16 protein-coding genes are annotated in these 15,226 nt (G+C 54.1%); 13 read left to right on the top strand and 3 right to left on the bottom strand.

Annotation, left to right across the window (positions count from 1 at the left end; translation table 11 throughout):
• Positions 1-18 precede the first annotated feature (18 nt).
• The gene (locus tag D8682_RS22110) at positions 19-1,008 is read left to right on the top strand and encodes an aldo/keto reductase (protein WP_121815142.1); all 990 of its coding nucleotides are present in this window, start codon (positions 19-21) and stop codon (positions 1,006-1,008) included.
• 61 nt (positions 1,009-1,069) lie between these two features.
• On the opposite strand, the gene D8682_RS22115 is transcribed toward D8682_RS22110, so the two are convergent.
• The 3 genes from D8682_RS22115 to hpaX form a co-directional block, all read right to left on the bottom strand.
• Complete coding sequence (locus D8682_RS22115; protein WP_064544648.1) at positions 1,070-1,963, bottom strand: LysR family transcriptional regulator; 894 nt, start codon at positions 1,961-1,963, stop codon at positions 1,070-1,072.
• 4 nt (positions 1,964-1,967) lie between these two features.
• A complete protein-coding gene (locus tag D8682_RS22120) occupies positions 1,968-2,768 on the bottom strand; it encodes a MipA/OmpV family protein (RefSeq protein ID WP_064544730.1) in 801 nt (266 codons plus the stop codon).
• Between the two features lie 260 nt (positions 2,769-3,028).
• Positions 3,029-4,417 carry a 4-hydroxyphenylacetate permease gene (hpaX, locus tag D8682_RS22125; protein ID WP_121815143.1) on the bottom strand — a complete coding sequence of 463 codons (1,389 nt, stop codon included), beginning with the start codon at positions 4,415-4,417 and terminating at the stop codon, positions 3,029-3,031.
• A 299-nt stretch (positions 4,418-4,716) separates the two neighbouring features.
• Between hpaX and D8682_RS22130 the strand changes: the two genes are divergently transcribed.
• From D8682_RS22130 to D8682_RS22185, 12 genes are all read left to right on the top strand, one after another.
• Complete coding sequence (locus D8682_RS22130) at positions 4,717-5,181, top strand: MarR family winged helix-turn-helix transcriptional regulator (protein WP_064544651.1); 465 nt, start codon at positions 4,717-4,719, stop codon at positions 5,179-5,181.
• Between the two features lie 331 nt (positions 5,182-5,512).
• Positions 5,513-6,634 (top strand): amidase, encoded by a 1,122-nt coding sequence (locus D8682_RS22135; RefSeq protein WP_121815144.1) that lies wholly within the window; start codon positions 5,513-5,515, stop codon positions 6,632-6,634.
• A gap of 42 nt (positions 6,635-6,676) precedes the next feature.
• Positions 6,677-7,804, top strand: coding sequence for an acyl-CoA dehydrogenase family protein (locus tag D8682_RS22140; protein ID WP_064544655.1), 1,128 nt, complete (start codon positions 6,677-6,679; stop codon positions 7,802-7,804).
• Between the two features lie 22 nt (positions 7,805-7,826).
• Positions 7,827-8,186, top strand: a complete 360-nt coding sequence (locus tag D8682_RS22145; protein ID WP_064544657.1) for a hypothetical protein — start codon at positions 7,827-7,829, stop codon at positions 8,184-8,186.
• 8 nt (positions 8,187-8,194) lie between these two features.
• Positions 8,195-8,710 carry a nuclear transport factor 2 family protein gene (locus tag D8682_RS22150; RefSeq protein WP_238392787.1) on the top strand — a complete coding sequence of 172 codons (516 nt, stop codon included), beginning with the start codon at positions 8,195-8,197 and terminating at the stop codon, positions 8,708-8,710.
• 28 nt (positions 8,711-8,738) lie between these two features.
• A complete protein-coding gene (locus D8682_RS22155) occupies positions 8,739-10,049 on the top strand; it encodes a Rieske 2Fe-2S domain-containing protein (RefSeq protein ID WP_064544661.1) in 1,311 nt (436 codons plus the stop codon).
• 3 nt (positions 10,050-10,052) lie between these two features.
• Entirely contained in the window at positions 10,053-10,532 is a 480-nt protein-coding gene (locus D8682_RS22160; protein WP_064544734.1) for an aromatic-ring-hydroxylating dioxygenase subunit beta, read from the top strand.
• 10 nt (positions 10,533-10,542) lie between these two features.
• On the top strand, positions 10,543-11,283 hold the full coding sequence (locus tag D8682_RS22165) for an SDR family NAD(P)-dependent oxidoreductase (RefSeq protein WP_121815146.1): 741 nt from the start codon (positions 10,543-10,545) through the stop codon (positions 11,281-11,283).
• Between the two features lie 9 nt (positions 11,284-11,292).
• Positions 11,293-12,225: a PDR/VanB family oxidoreductase gene (locus tag D8682_RS22170; RefSeq protein WP_121815147.1), complete on the top strand. Its 933-nt coding sequence runs from the start codon at positions 11,293-11,295 to the stop codon at positions 12,223-12,225.
• A gap of 10 nt (positions 12,226-12,235) precedes the next feature.
• Complete coding sequence (locus tag D8682_RS22175; RefSeq protein ID WP_121815148.1) at positions 12,236-12,730, top strand: flavin reductase; 495 nt, start codon at positions 12,236-12,238, stop codon at positions 12,728-12,730.
• A gap of 44 nt (positions 12,731-12,774) precedes the next feature.
• Positions 12,775-14,115: an MFS transporter gene (locus D8682_RS22180; protein ID WP_064544670.1), complete on the top strand. Its 1,341-nt coding sequence runs from the start codon at positions 12,775-12,777 to the stop codon at positions 14,113-14,115.
• The gene (locus tag D8682_RS22185) at positions 14,099-15,214 is read left to right on the top strand and encodes a muconate/chloromuconate family cycloisomerase (protein ID WP_064544672.1); all 1,116 of its coding nucleotides are present in this window, start codon (positions 14,099-14,101) and stop codon (positions 15,212-15,214) included. Before D8682_RS22180 ends, D8682_RS22185 begins: the two co-directional genes overlap by 17 nt.
• Positions 15,215-15,226 lie beyond the last annotated feature (12 nt).

Below are 15,226 nucleotides of genomic sequence, written 5' to 3' on the forward strand. Positions count from 1 at the left end.
CATTCACGAGGAATCATTATGCAAAAGCGTTATCTCGGTCATTCTGGTCTTGAAGTTTCCGCACTGGGTCTGGGTTGTATGGGGCTAAGCCACGGCTATGGCCCGGCAACGGATACCCGCCAGGCCGTGGAATTGATTCGTGCTGCCGTCGAGCGTGGCGTGACATTTTTCGACACCGCCGAAGTGTATGGCCCGTATCTCAATGAAGATGTTGTCGGCGAAGCATTAAAACCGTTCCGCGACCGCGTAGTTATTGCCACCAAATTCGGCTTCACTTTTGGTGAGGATAATAAGCAGCAAATTTTAAACAGCCGTCCGGAACATATTCGCCTGGCGGTGGAAGGGTCGTTACGCCGTTTGAAAACCGACGTTATCGACCTGTTGTATCAGCATCGTGTGGATCCCGATGTGCCGATTGAAGACGTCGCAGGTGTAGTAAAAGACCTGATTGCTGAAGGGAAAGTGAAGCACTTTGGTTTGTCCGAAGCGGGGGCGCAAACCATTCGCCGCGCCCATGCTGTGCAACCGGTCACCGCGCTGCAAAGTGAATATTCGATGTGGTGGCGTGAGCCGGAGCAAGAAATTCTGCCGGTGCTAAAAGAACTGGGGATTGGGTTTGTGCCGTTTAGTCCGTTAGGCAAAGGCTTCTTGACCGGCTCAATTAAGTCTGGCACCACCTTCGGCGCGGATGATTTCCGTAGCAAAGTACCGCGTTTTGCTGCTGATGCACTGGAAGCCAACGAAAAACTGGTTTCTTTGCTCAGTGAACTGGCCGCAGAAAAAGGGGTAACCCCGGCGCAAATCGCACTGGCGTGGTTGCTGGCACAGGAACCGTGGATTGTACCGATTCCGGGAACCACGAAGCTACATCGTCTGGAAGAGAACCTGGCGGCGGCGGATTTAACCCTTGCGCAGGATGATTTGCGTAAAATCACCCTGGCACTGGAAACGGTGAAAATCGTCGGTGAACGTTATCCGGCGGCATTGCAGGCTCGCGTCGGGCGTTAATCCTGAAAATGTCGGGTTGGGTTTTGTAGGGTGGATAAGCGTTAGCGTCATCCACCGTTTTTTATTCTGAATAACGCAACGAATCGATAAGTAATGCAAAGGCAGGTGGGTGTTGTTTACGGCTGGGATAATAAAGGTAATAGCCCGGAAATGTTGGGCACCAGTCGGCAAGAACCTGCACCAGCTCCCCCGATTTCAGCTCATCCTGAACCATATCATCAGGGACGCAGGCCAGGCCAAACCCAGCCAGCACGGCATCAATCCGTTCGGAAAGCAGATTAAAAATCAGCTGGCCTTCCACGCGCACGCGCAGGGGTTTAGCGTCTTTTTCAAATTCCCAGTGATACAAACCGCCTGCGGTGGGTAAACGCATATTAATACAACGATGATGTTGTAATTCATGCGGCGTTTGCGGAATGCCTTGCGCCTGTAGATATTGCGGCGAACCGACAACCACCATGCGTAAATCCGGCCCGATTCTCACCGCCACCATGTCTTTATCGACACTTTCCCCCAGCCGAATTCCGGCATCGAAACGGCCCTCGACAATATTGACAAAACCGTTATCGACCACCAGCTCGACATTAATATCCGGGTACTGTTTGAGGAACGGTTTTAGCTTCGGCCACAGTAGTTTACGCGCGGAATGTTCACCGGCAGAAAGCCGGATATTACCTGATGCACCGCCATTTAATTGCAGAATGCTTTCCAGTTCGCTCTCAAGTTCCGCCAGGCGAGGCTCGAGGCTGGCAATGAGTCGCTCACCGGTTTCGGTGGGGGCAACACTGCGGGTGGTGCGGGTCAGCAACCTCACATTTAAACGTTCTTCCAGGGCTTTCACCGCATGACTTAACGCGGATTGTGAAACGCCCAGTTTCCCTGCGGCTTTGGTAAAACTCCTTTCTTTTGCCACCACCAGAAAGATTTGCAGCTCATTGAAATTTTCTTTAAGCATCTCGCTACCAGATATAACCTACGGCCAAAATCCCATACAACTCACCGTTATGCTGCACGATAGGGCTGTCGGCAATATCTTTATCATAAAACTCGTAGTTGGCCGCCAGCATCCCCACCCATTTTGGGCTGAAACGGTAACTAGTAATCACTGCAGCCATAGGCGAGAAGGTGGTTCCGGTATCCCATTCTGGCCGTTGGGCGGTGGCCTCACTTTTCGAAACGCCACCAAAGTAATAGTTCGCCATCTTATCGCTGCGAATCATCATCCCCATGCCAGGCATCACCAGCAAATTCCCTTTTACGATAGGGAAATCCGCCCACAACAGTAGTTCCTGGCCATTACTGCGCCCGGTGACATCAGAACTGACACGGGCGCTAAGCAGTGCATACGGGGTAATAATAGTGCCGCCGACGCCCGCTTCAAATTCTGACTTTCGCTTGTGCATCCCATCGAAAGCATCTTCATCATCGGGATCCAGGTTACCAAAGCGGAACCTGCCATACGCATAAGCGGCGGTGTTGTCATCAAGATGAAAATAGTAGCGACCACGGTCGCCGAGATACATGAATTGATCGCCAAAATAGAGCGCGCCGGGGATGACATAAGTTTCATCTTTTTGCGCTTCGTAACGTGCCGTGCCGCTAATCACCGCGCCGCCCAAAATCAAACCCTTGGGGATGGGGCTGGTGTCATTGTCTTTCGCGAATAGCTCTAAGGAGCCAAGATCGACCTCGGCGTGAACAGAGGCACTAAGCAGCAACAGGGGGCTGAGTGCTGTGGCTAAATGTCGGTTTAGTCTCATCGGGTTTCCCAAAAATGGTGAGCGCGTCGGGTATTTTAATTTCTGCCACAATGTCCGTCCTGTTCTAATCATTGCTGATGATTTCATTATATAAATGATGGACTTTCTACCTGGCGGTTACTCGCATAGTTTAGCCCAAAGACCGAGAAGATCACTAAAGGTGACTTGTTTCATTTTGCGGAGCATTTTCTGGATAAAAAAAGCCCAGAATAGCGATGTGCATTCCGGGCTTTCATCATTCAAAGAGGCTATTTTCAGTGTTACAAACTGCTTCTTTGCGCCATCTTCTTCATCGGAATCAATGAAATAACAATTGCGCCCAACACCAGGAACCCAGCAACCATATAAATACCGGCGTTGAAATTACCGGTGACATCTTTCATCCAGCCCATCAACAATGGCCCTAACGCGGCACCAGTCATACCGGTGGCGTTGATCACCACAATACCCAGGGCGCGGGCTTGCAAAGAGATGGATTGATCCGGCGTGGTCCAGAAAATGACCATCGCGGCAAATGCACCTGACGAGGCCATCACAATGCCGGTAAATTGCAGCATCGGATTGCTGCTTGAAGCTGTTAAAACCCAGCCTGCGGCGGCAAACAGATACGGCAACAGAGTGTGAATTTTACGTTCATTAAAGCGGTCAGAACGCTTACTCCACCAAATCATCCCGACAATAGTACAAACTTGCGGAATCGCGCTGAGTAAACCAATGGTGATGTTATTACTTTCCTGGTTAAAACTGCGCAGGATAAGCGGCGTCCAGACGCTCAAGGCGCTTAATGTGTTGGTGAGGCAAAAATAGGCCAGCGTATAAAGCATAATCACCGGCGTAAATAATTCCCGCAGCATGCCGCGTTGGGATGTCGGGCCGATATTGGTGCCTTGTTGTGATTTCTGAATCGCCAGTTTATCGGCTTCCATCATCTCGTTCAGGCAGGCTTTATCATCGTCGGTCAGCCATTTGGCTTTCGACGGTGAGTCATCCAGCCAGAACCACACCACCAGACCTAACAACACCGACGGGAACCCTTCGAGCAGGAACAGCCATTGCCAGCCTTTCAGGTTGAGCAAGCCATCAAGGTTAAGAATATAGCCGGAAGCGAGCGAGCCCAGCGCCATGGTGACGGGCATCGCAATCATGAACAGCGCATTCGCCCGAGCGCGATATTGCGCAGGGAACCAGTATGTTAAATAGAGCAACAAACCCGGTAAGAATCCGGCTTCAGCAATCCCCACCAGCATACGCAACACGTAAAGGCTGCCAGGGCCGGTGGCAAACATCGTCGCGGTGGAAGCAATCCCCCAGACCACCATCAAAACGGCAATCCAGCGGCGTGCACCGACAATACTCAGCATGATGTTACTCGGCACGCCGCAGATAACATACATCACATAAAACAGCGTGGTCGCCAGGCCAAACATGGTGCTGGTGAGGCCCAGATCTTTGCCCATTGTCAAACCGGCAAAGCCAATGTTGATGCGGTCCAGATACGAAAAAACAAACAGCACAAACAAGAAGATAATCAACCGACGAAACAGTTTTTTAATCACCGCCTGTTGCCGGGGATCCAGTGCTATTTCGCCTGGTGATGGCGGTGCCAGCACCTCGGAGCGAGCCTGTTCCAGAGAAGGACTTTCGTTCATGAAGAGCTCCACATTGCGTTTATTAGTATTGTTAGTCCGGTGTTGTCATGGATTGAGCACTGCCCGTCCCAGCCAACGCAAACCCGTGCGCTAACGTATAGGAAAGAGGAAGATTGGATGTCAATGCGGTGTTGTAAAAATGATACAAAAATGTTGTTCATGTGGCATTTTTGAATCATTAAGTGTGCGGTAATCGCCCAAAATTCAGAATTGAACAATAGCGTTGTCCGAAGCGCTATAGCCGCCAGGTTTAAGCAGGTATAATCGCCCAATTGACAACTGTCTTGCTAAGGAACCTCATGAGTAACCTAAAGAAAACACCGGATGTGGATGCCGAATTTCACCGTGAGGAGTTCCCGTTTTACTGGATAGTCAACGTCTATGCGCGCTACACCCAAATCATGGAAGTGACGCTGAAAAAGGTGCAACTGGATGTCTCTGGCTTCCGGGTCTTAATGGTGACGCAGCAATATGGCAAGGCCAGCATTTCGCAAATCTCCGAATACGCGATGGTCAAAATGCCGACGGTAACCAAAATTGTTGGCCGCCTGCGCGATGAAGGTTTAGTCACCACCGCCAGCAGTGAACAAGATGCGCGAGTCACCGAAGTGATGTTGACTGCCAAAGGCCAGCAAAAAGTGGAAGAAGCGTACCGTCTGGCAGGTAAAGTTTTCGAGAAAGGGTTTAAGGGCATGAGTGTGGCGCAGGTGGAAAAAATGAATCTTTCACTGGCTAAAGTGCTCGATAACCTGAACGAAATTTGATCCTGATCGACAGAATGACAAATTTGTGACCGCGTTAAAAATTTCTTCCAACCCACTGTAAAATAAATATTTTTTATCCACTCGTCGTCCTGGGTTCTCATGACGACTTTTTGGCATTCGCCAAATATTTCCTTATCAATTCATCAGCATAATCAAAAATTCATTTGTTAAATCTAGTTAATTTCATGTTAATTGTTCGTGAAATTTACGTGAAATATTACTTGAATTTTCATCTAAATATTCCATGATTGATTCATATTTACTCAGAACGAAAAAGCAGCGATGACTGCTTACCTAATGTGATTCACATTATCTGATTAAGGCCTTAATGATGAAGTCTATTTGTGAGAACAATGGTTATGTAGAGCAGTTTGTCCTCGGCGAGGGTGAACTGCGCTTTGCGGTAAAAGACACCCTGGATATCGCTGGTTACCGTACTCGTGCCGGATGTCCGGCTCTCGCAGCAGCACCTGTTGCGCAGCATCATGCTGGCGTAGTGGCGACGTTACTCAACAACCGCTGCGTGCTGACCGGCAAAACCACGCTGCACGAACTGGCATTCGGGGTGACGGGCATTAACGCCTGGAGCGGCACCCCGGTGAACCCGCTGTTTCCGGCGCTGATCCCTGGCGGTTCATCGAGTGGTTCTGCGGCGGTTGTCGCATCCGGTGAAGTCGATTTTTCACTGGGTACTGACACTGGCGGTTCGGTGCGTATGCCTGCCGCTTGTTGTGGAGTGTTGGGGCTGAAACCCGGTTACGGTGTCATCAGCCGCGATGGGGTTTTACCGGCACACAGCTCGCTGGATTGCGTCGGCATTTTTGCCCGTAACGCTACGGTGCTGCGCCAGGTTCTGACGCACCTTTCGATTCCTGTCGGCGAGCCAATCACTGCGTTGCCTGAAGTGGCCTTTGTGGCGGCGGCAATCCCAGAAATTGACGCGCTTCTGCTGGGGCAACTCGAACAACAGGGCATTCGTCCGCACCATTCACAACTTCCTGCGCTTGCCGACGCACACCGCGCCGGGCTGGCGATTATTAGCCACGAAAACTGGCAGGCGTTTAACTCATTGCTCAGCAGTGAAGAGGTTTCGCCAGATGTCGCGAGCCGTATTCGGGCGGGCAAAGATGTGGACGCTGCCGCTTTGGCTAACGCCGAACGTGTGCGCATCAAATTCACCGCCGAGGTGGATGCGTTACTTGAGCAAACACCTTTGCTGGTGCTGGCAACCTTGCCGGAACTTCCTCCAACGCTACAAGAAGCACAAGACCCGCTTAGCGTCGTCAACCTGACTCGCCTGGTGCGGCCTTTCAATCTCAGTGGACATCCGGCAATCACCCTGCCGATGGGCGAACTACGTGGTCGTCCGGTCGCCTTGCAATTAGTGGCGGCCAAAGGACGTGAAGGCTTGTTGGTTCAGGCCGCCGAGTGGTTTTGTCGGGGATTAGTGTAAGCGCCATCCACCATCTGCACCCCATTACTTCGGGAGTTAGCCATGTCTGTCGTCAACGTTCGTGAAGAGCTGGTTCCGTTACTGAGTGAAGTGACGACTCGTAGCGCCGATTTTGAACATCAACGCCATATTTCTGAAGACATTATTACCCGCTTCAAACAGGTCGGTGTGTATCGCGCACTGGTGCCGAAAATTTACGGCGGCGACGAATGCTCACCCGCGCAGTTTTGCGAACTGATTGAGCAAATTGCCACAGCAGACGGTTCGGCAGGTTGGGTGGCAAGTTTTGGCATGAGCCCGTTCTACCTTGGGGCGTTGCCGCCGGACACCCTGAAAGAGCTATACCGCGATGGGCCAGACGTGGTGTTTGCCGGTGGAATTTACCCGACACACAAAGCCATGCGGGCCGATGGGGGTTATCGCGTTAGCGGGCGCTGGAGTTTTGCCAGCGGCAGCATGGGCGCATCGGTGTTTGGCGTGGGTATCCAGCCAGATGAAGAAAAAGCGCTGCCGCGTATGGCTGTGCTGCCACGGGAATATGTGCAGATTGATCCGGTGTGGAACACCGTCGGGCTGGCCGGAACCGGCAGCCACGATCTGCTGGTTAACGACGCGTATGTTCCGCAGGAGTGGACGTTTATTCGCGGTGGCGCACTGAATCTGGAAGGGGCGCTGTATCGCTATCCGGTGCTTTCCCTCGCCACGCAAGTGCTGTCAGTGGTGGCGTTGGGTGTGGCTCGCGCGGCACTCAATGAAATCTACCAGATTGCCCATCGTCAGCAGTCGGTTACTGGCGCGCCGAAGCTTGCTGAAAGGCCACAGGCACAGATGCAAATTGCCCGATGTGAAGCGGATCTGCGCTCGGCCCGCGCCTGGTTCTACGAAGCTATCGACGAAGTGTGGCAAAAATTGCTCGCCGGTGACGAAGCCAGCCCAGAACAAATTAATGCCTTGCGTCTTTCTTCGACGCACGTTACCCGCGTGGCAGCAGAAGTGGCACGCCAGGCGCTGGCACTCAACGGCATGGGCGGCGTTGCGATGACCAGCCCGCTGCAACGTTATGTGCGCGACACCATGGTGATTACGCAACACGCCTTTATGGGCGACCTCTCTTATCTCAACGCCGGTACGGTCTTTTTCGGTGGCAAACCGCTGCCGGGTTACCTGTGATTCTTTTCTAAAGGAGCAATAAATGAGCCAGACAAACAAATTACGTGTGCTGTTCTGCATCGGGGTTAATCAGAACTTTTTCGATGCCAGCCCAACGGAAGCGAAGCAAGTGTGGGGCGCTTTTGGCGTGATGATGAAAGGGGTTGAAGAAACCCCCGGCATCCGCGTGATTGGCAATATGGATGACGACCAGTTAATGGTTGGCCCGTCCACCACCGCACCGTGGACGACTTACATTCTGGCCGATGCCGACGCGCTGGAAAACGTCGCGGCAGTATGCAACTTGTTCCGCACCACGCCAGTGGGTGATAGCGGTAGCAAGCTGTGGAAGTACTGCAAAATCGAAGCGCGTGTTGGGCGTGAACTGATTATTCAGGGCTAACGGAGTCGATGATGAATTCACCGGACGCGCAGCGTTTACAGCAGCTTGAAGACCAGCAAGCCGCCAGGGTTTGTATCAGCCAGTACATGTGGTTGTGCGACAAACTCGACACGGCAGAAACGGTACAGGCTATCGGCGAACTGTTTACCGCAGACGCCTGCTGGGAAGGTGTCGGCGAGCCTTACGCCGCGCGCCTGGGAAGACATCTTGGGCGTGAGGCGATTGTGGCGATGATGGCAGGTTATGTGCGAACCCCGGCGCATTTTGCCATGAACGCCCATTTTCTTTGCTCTGAAGCGCTCAGCCAGCAGCCCGACGGCAAGCTCTGTGGCCGCTGGCTGATGTTGCAAACCTCCGAGTTTTCCGCCGGAGGCGCTCATCTCAACGCGGCGGAAATTAACGTGGAATTTTGCCGCGAAGCCAGCGGTATGCGTATCCACCGTTTTACGACGCGCAACCTGTTCAGCCGCCCGGTAAACCACTGGCATGCAGCGGATGAACTCCCGGTGCCGGATAAAAAATAGACAGCCGAAGACGTGCAGGAGATTGGACATGAATTGCGACAACATCATCAACATAAAAAATATTGATACCACAGCGCCAGCGGTGCCTGATTGCGCGGAAATTGCCGCCTTAGTGCAACACGATCGCGTGCACACCTCGCTGTATAACTCAGAGCAATTATTCCAGCTCGAGCTGGACAGAATTTTCAGCAAAACCTGGGTTTGGGTGGCACATGCCAGCGAAATCCCGGAAACCGGCAGCTTTAAAACCACCGAAATCGGCACCCAGCCGGTGATTGTGGTGCGTGACCGTAAAGGCACCGTTCATACCTTACTGAATCGTTGCCGCCACCGCGCCGCCACCGTTTGCGAACACCGCAGCGGCAAAACCAACAGCTTCGTCTGCCCGTACCACGGCTGGGGTTATGCGCTGGATGGCACTCTGCGCGGTGTTCCGCACCCGGAAAGTTATGCCGACCAACTGGAAAAGGGCGAGTTAGGGCTGGTGTCGCTGCGTACCGAACAATACGCCGGAATGATTTTTGCCACCTTCAATGAACAGATTGAACCGCTGGAAGATTTCCTCGGTGCTGCCAAAAAATGGATGGACCTGTTTATGAAACAGGGCGCGGGCTTCCCGATTAAAACCGGGCCTGCACACCGTTTCCGCTTCCCGGGTAACTGGAAAATCCAGCTCGAAAACACCACGGACGGCTATCACTTCCCGGTGGTGCACCGCTCGTTCCTTAGTTCTGTCGATAAGCAGACCGAAGAGATGCTCAACTTCGTCGATGGCAGCGGTTATGTCGAAGATTTGGGTAATGGCCACAGCGTGATGGTGATGATCCCGGAACTGGTGGATTTGGACGCTAATCTCGACGCGCCGATCCCGGAACGCTTTAGCGAACTTGCTGATGCGTTGCGTCTGGAGCACGACGAACAGCAAGTGCGCCGTATTGTCCGCGCCGTCGGCGGTTCCGGCTTTAACCTCAATATCTTCCCGAACATTGCCTGCTCGATGGCGTTCTTCCGCGTGTTACAGCCGGTTTCGGTCAAGGAAACTGAAATTCACCATGCGGTGATCATGATGGACGGCGGGCCAGAAATCGCCAACCAGGCCAGATTGCGCCTGCATGAACACTTCCAGGGGCCTATGGGCTTTGGCACACCGGACGACTCCGAAGCGTGGGAACGCGTGCAGCGCGGCGCAACCTCCGGCAACGATCTGTGGATCATGCTCAACCGCGGGCTGGCGGGGGAATACCGTACAGACGATGGTTTGCGCAGCGATGTCAGTGCTGAAACCGGCATGCGAGCGGCTTACCAGATGTGGAAAAAACTGATGACGGAGGCGGAATAAATGATGAAGCCAGATTCTGATCTGTTTGCGGCGATGTCGCTGATTAACCTCGAAGGCGATCTGCTTGATCAAGGCGAATTCAACGCCTGGCTGGAGTTATGGCAGCGCGACGGCTTGTATGTGGTGCCGATTGACCCACAGGAAACTGATTTTAAAAACACCCTGAACTACGCCTGCGACGACCATGAAATGCGCGCCCGCCGCGTGAAACGCCTGTATAGCGGCGAGTCGATCTCCACTACGCCGCGCGCCAGGACGTTGCGCACCTTGTCGCGTTTTCGCCTGCTGGAATCGCAGGATGACGTGATTGTGGTGCGTGGGGCGCAGTCGCTGTGGGAACACCGCAAAGGCCACAGCCGCCACTACGCCGCAGACATTACCTGGCAGTTACAACGTCAGGGTGATCAACTGCTTATCAAACAAAAAGTGATCCGCTTGATCAACAGCGACGATGTGCTGCACAGCATCGGTTACATCCTTTAAGGGGCTATTTATGACACAAACCGTATTAGTCACAGGTGCTGCTGCCGGACTGGGAAATGTCATCGCCAAATACCTGCTGGAGCAGGGATTCCAGGTGGTGTTGTCGGACGTGAACCGCGAACGTGCGCAGCAGGCGGCAGACAACCTAGATAACGGCCAGGGCAAGGTGCTGGCGGTCGGGCTGGATATTCGCCAGCCGCAGGATTTTGAACTCGCGCTGGCGGCAACCGTTGAGCGTTTTGGCAGCCTGGATGTGCTGGTTAACAACGCCGCGCTGACGCTGGCAACCCCGGTAATGGACATCACTGTCGATGAATTTGACCAGGTGATCTCCACTAATCTGCGCGGCACGTTTGTTGGTTGCCAGACGATGGGGCGCTACTTCGCTAAGCGTGGCTACGGGCGGATTATCAACCTCGCTTCGCTGGCAGGACAGAACGGCGGCACCGCTTCCGGCGCGCATTACGCCGCGTCAAAAGGCGGCATTTTGACGCTGACCAAAATCTTTGCCCGCGAGCTGAGCAAATCCGGCGTCACGGTTAATGCCATCGCCCCAGGGCCGATGGATTTGCCTTCGGTTCATGCGCTGGTGCCGGAAGAAAAAATGGCCGGACTGTTGCAGATGATCCCGGTCGGCAAGCTGGGCGAGGCCGAGTTTGTTGCTCAGGCCGTGGCATTACTGGCTTCACCACAGGCATCGTTTGTTACTGGGGCAACCTGGGACATCAACGGTGGCCTGTTTATGCGCTAAGGAGCGGACATGCTGACTTTGCAAATTATTAAGCGCGAATTGCAGGGCGATGTCGTGCTACTCACGCTCGCCCACGCCGACGGCCTTGAGCTTCCGGAATACGGTGCAGGTGCGCATATCGACCTGCATCTGAGTGAAGATCTGGTACGCCCGTACTCGCTGTGTGGCGACCCAAAAAACCGCCAGCATTACCAACTGGGCATTCTGAAAGACAGTCAATCTCAGGGCGGATCGCTGGCGGTGCATACCCTGCGTGAAGGCGATGAAGTGCAGGTCAGCGTGCCACGAAATCTGTTTGCTCTTGAAGCCTGTGCGGCACATAGCCTGCTGATTGGCGGCGGGATTGGCATCACGCCGATGCTGGCGATGGCCGCAGAACTGCACGCCGCCGGGCGCTCTTTTACTCTGCATTACGCTTGCCGTTCACGCTCTGGTGCGGCGTTTGTCGCGCAACTGGAAAGCGCGCCGTATGCCGAAAAAGTTCAGCTGCATTTTAGCGACGAGCAGCGCCTGAACCTTTCAGCGGTGCTCAGCGATGTACCACCGAATACCCATGTGTACGTCTGCGGCCCGACGCGATTAATGGATGCGGTCAATGAGACGGCCAAAACCCTGAATTACCAGGCGCAACAGATTCATCAGGAATGTTTTAGTGCCGATGTCCAGATTCAGGGCAAGGCATTTGAAGTGGTGGCGGCGGCCAGCGGGATCACCGTGCAGGTGGCTGAAAACCAAAGCATCGTCGAAGCACTGGCACTGGCGGGTTTGAAAGTGTGCGTTTCCTGTAAACAAGGGATTTGCGGCAGCTGCCTGACCGATGTGCTGGAAGGCGAACTGGACCACCGCGACAGCTATCTGACGGATGAAGAGAAAGCCGATGGCGATCAAATCCTGTTGTGCTGTTCCCGCGCCAAAGGCGCGCGTTTAATCATCGATTTGTAAGGAATATCCCATGACTCTGCAAACAGATTTTCGTAATGCGATGGCGCAACTGGGGAGCGCGGTTTCGGTGATTACCACCGATGGCCCGGCGGGAAAATTCGGCTTCACGGCGTCTGCGGTATGCAGCGTGACCGACCAGCCGCCAACCTTGCTGGTGTGTATGAACCGCAACTCCTTCGCTAACGACCATTTCAAACAAAACGGCGCGTTATGCGTCAACGTGTTGTCCGGTGAGCATCAGGATTTGTCCGGCGTTTTTGCCAACGCCAGCCTGCGTTCTGAGCAACGTTTTCTGCACGATAACTGGCAGGTAATGGCCAGCGGTGCGCCGGTTCTCAGCTCATCAGTCGCCAGCTTCGACTGCGTTATTGATACCTGCCACGAAGTCGGCAGCCACACGGTGTTTTATTGCCAGGTGCAGGCGATTCGTGTCAGCAAACAACCACGCGGCCTGGTCTACTTTAACCGCCGTTACCACACCATCGGCGACGATGTTGAAGTGTAGCCGCCAACGGTTTAGCGCATCTTTTATCCACGAGGAAACGCTCCATGAGTGACATCGCGAAAGAAAATGCACCGCACGATGCCCGACAAATGCGCAAGCTTGTTATCGCGTCGGTGCTTGGTAATGCGCTGGAATGGTACGACTTTTTCCTCTATGGGACGGCCGCCGCACTGGTGTTTGGCCCGTTGTTCTTCCCGGTGGGCGGCGATCCGCTACAGGGAACGTTGTTAGCGTTTTCAGGCTTTGCGGTCGGTTTCCTGGCTCGCCCGCTGGGTGGGATTGTGTTTGGGCATTTGGGTGACCGATACAGCCGCAAAATGACGCTGGTGATGACGCTGTCGTTAATGGGCGCGACCACCTTTGTGATTGGTCTGCTGCCGGTTTACGCACAGATTGGCATTTGGGCGCCGATTTCACTGATCAGCCTGCGCTTCTTACAAGGCGTGGCATCCGGTGGCGAGTGGGGCGGTGGTGTACTGATGTTGAGCGAAAATGCGCCGACATCACGCCGTGGATTCTTTACCGCCTGGAGCCAGATGGGGGTTTCCGGGGGCTTTGTGTTGTCGGCATTTGCCTTCTGGCTGGTGCAGAAACTCCCGGAAGCGGCTTTCATGAGTTGGGGTTGGCGGGTGCCGTTCCTGCTGAGTCTGCTGATTTTTCTGGTCGGGGTTTATATCCGTAAAAACATCCGTGAAAGCCAGGTCTTTCAACAGGCTAAGCCTCAAGACCAACACGAAAAACTGCCATTGCTGGTGCTGATTAAAGAGCACCCGAAAGCGCTGTTGCAGGCCATCGCGCTGCGGTTGCCAGAGAATGGCGCGTCCTACATCTTTTTCACCTTCTCGGTGGTGTATGCCAAACACATTGGTATCAGCACCGGCGTCATCATTAGCGCGGTGACGCTTGCGATGGTGGTGGAGCTGTTCTCGATTCTGTTCTGGGGCGCATTGTCTGACCGTATCGGCCTCAAACCGGTGTATTACGTCGGTGTGATTGGCTTGCTGGTGATGGCTTTCCCGTTCTTCTGGCTGCTGTCGACCGGCGATTATGGCTGGATCATGGTCGCGATGATCCTCGGTTTACCGGTGTGCCACGGGGCGATGATCGGTACTCAGCCGTGCATCATGAGCGATCTCTTCCCGGTGCGGGTACGTTACTCAGGCCTGGCGCTGGGGCATGAAGTGGGATCGATATTTTCCGGTGGTTTAGGGCCGATGCTGGCGGTGGCGTTGCTGATTGAATTTGATGCTTACTGGCCGGTTTCATTATTGCTGATGGGCTATGCCCTGCTGGCGCTGATTGCGCTGTGGAGCCTGCCTTCACAGAAAAAATCACCGGCGTTGCCGCGTTTAACTGAAGGAGCTGTTAATGAGTCTCACAATTGAGTCAGTTGCTTGCTGGCTGGTGGATATCCCGACCATTCGTCCACACAAGCTTTCCATGGCAACCATGGGCTGCCAGACGCTGACTATCATTCGCATGACCTGTGCGCAGGGTGTTATCGGCTGGGGAGAGGCGACCACCATCGGCGGTTTGAGCTACGGATCGGAAAGCCCGGAGGCGATTAAGTCAGCCATTGAGTGCTACCTGGCACCGTTATTGTGCGGCAAAACCTTTAACGGCGTGGCCGCGCTGGCGGACGTGATGAACGCCAGCGTGAAGGGAAACACCTTTGCAAAATCGGCACTGGAAACCGCGTTTCTTGATGCGCAGGGAAAAGTGCTGGGATTGCCGGTCAGTGACTTGCTGGGCGGTGCGTTAACTGAGCGCCTGCCGGTGCTGTGGACGCTGGCGAGTGGCGATACCGAAAAAGATATCGAAGAGGGAAAACGCCTGCTGGCCGAAGGGCGACACAATACTTTCAAACTGAAGATTGGTGCGCGCGCTCTGGAAGTGGATATTCGCCACGCGCTGGCAATTAAATCTGCTCTTGGCGGTGATGTCAGTATCCGTGTTGACGTTAACCAGGCGTGGGATCTGACCACCGCCATAAAAGGCATGACGCAGTTGCAGGACGGCGGTATCGACCTGGTGGAACAGCCGACGCCGCAGTGGGACCGACAAGCTTTGATCACGCTAAGCCAGCGTTTTGCAGTACCGATCCTCGCTGATGAATCCGTGGCAACCAGCCACGATGGCTACGCCCTGGCGAGCAACGGGTTCAGCGGTGCTTTTGCCCTGAAAATTGCCAAAGCAGGCGGGCCAGTGCAGGCGCTGAAACTGGCGCATGTGGCACAGGCGGCGGGCATTGGGCTGTATGGCGGCACCATGCTGGAAGGAACGCTGGGCAGCGTCGCCTCATTGCACGCCTGGTCGACAATCAACATGCAGTGGGGAACCGAAATGTTCGGCCCGTTACTGCTTAAGGACGACATTGTGGTACGCCCGCTGGATTTCAGCGACGGGCAGGTCACATTACCGCAGGGGCCAGGGCTGGGCATTGAAATTGACGCAGATAAACTGAATTTTTACGCCAGAAAATAAGACAGACTCTTA

Source organism: Buttiauxella sp. 3AFRM03, from assembly GCF_003675305.1.
GTDB classification, from domain to species: domain Bacteria; phylum Pseudomonadota; class Gammaproteobacteria; order Enterobacterales; family Enterobacteriaceae; genus Buttiauxella; species Buttiauxella ferragutiae.

What these genes read in the sequence shown, in the direction of transcription:
- D8682_RS22135 (WP_121815144.1), top strand. Translation starts at nt 5,513, where the DNA reads ATGAAGTCTATTTGTGAGAACAATGGTTATGTAGAGCAGTTTGTCCTC.
- hpaX (WP_121815143.1), bottom strand. Translation starts at nt 4,417, where the DNA reads ATGAACGAAAGTCCTTCTCTGGAACAGGCTCGCTCCGAGGTGCTGGCA.
- D8682_RS22165 (WP_121815146.1), top strand. Translation starts at nt 10,543, where the DNA reads ATGACACAAACCGTATTAGTCACAGGTGCTGCTGCCGGACTGGGAAAT.
- D8682_RS22145 (WP_064544657.1), top strand. Translation starts at nt 7,827, where the DNA reads ATGAGCCAGACAAACAAATTACGTGTGCTGTTCTGCATCGGGGTTAAT.
- D8682_RS22130 (WP_064544651.1), top strand. Translation starts at nt 4,717, where the DNA reads ATGAGTAACCTAAAGAAAACACCGGATGTGGATGCCGAATTTCACCGT.
- D8682_RS22140 (WP_064544655.1), top strand. Translation starts at nt 6,677, where the DNA reads ATGTCTGTCGTCAACGTTCGTGAAGAGCTGGTTCCGTTACTGAGTGAA.
- D8682_RS22170 (WP_121815147.1), top strand. Translation starts at nt 11,293, where the DNA reads ATGCTGACTTTGCAAATTATTAAGCGCGAATTGCAGGGCGATGTCGTG.
- D8682_RS22175 (WP_121815148.1), top strand. Translation starts at nt 12,236, where the DNA reads ATGACTCTGCAAACAGATTTTCGTAATGCGATGGCGCAACTGGGGAGC.
- D8682_RS22180 (WP_064544670.1), top strand. Translation starts at nt 12,775, where the DNA reads ATGAGTGACATCGCGAAAGAAAATGCACCGCACGATGCCCGACAAATG.
- D8682_RS22120 (WP_064544730.1), bottom strand. Translation starts at nt 2,768, where the DNA reads ATGAGACTAAACCGACATTTAGCCACAGCACTCAGCCCCCTGTTGCTG.
- D8682_RS22115 (WP_064544648.1), bottom strand. Translation starts at nt 1,963, where the DNA reads ATGCTTAAAGAAAATTTCAATGAGCTGCAAATCTTTCTGGTGGTGGCA.
- D8682_RS22155 (WP_064544661.1), top strand. Translation starts at nt 8,739, where the DNA reads ATGAATTGCGACAACATCATCAACATAAAAAATATTGATACCACAGCG.
- D8682_RS22185 (WP_064544672.1), top strand. Translation starts at nt 14,099, where the DNA reads ATGAGTCTCACAATTGAGTCAGTTGCTTGCTGGCTGGTGGATATCCCG.
- D8682_RS22110 (WP_121815142.1), top strand. Translation starts at nt 19, where the DNA reads ATGCAAAAGCGTTATCTCGGTCATTCTGGTCTTGAAGTTTCCGCACTG.
- D8682_RS22150 (WP_238392787.1), top strand. Translation starts at nt 8,195, where the DNA reads ATGATGAATTCACCGGACGCGCAGCGTTTACAGCAGCTTGAAGACCAG.
- D8682_RS22160 (WP_064544734.1), top strand. Translation starts at nt 10,053, where the DNA reads ATGAAGCCAGATTCTGATCTGTTTGCGGCGATGTCGCTGATTAACCTC.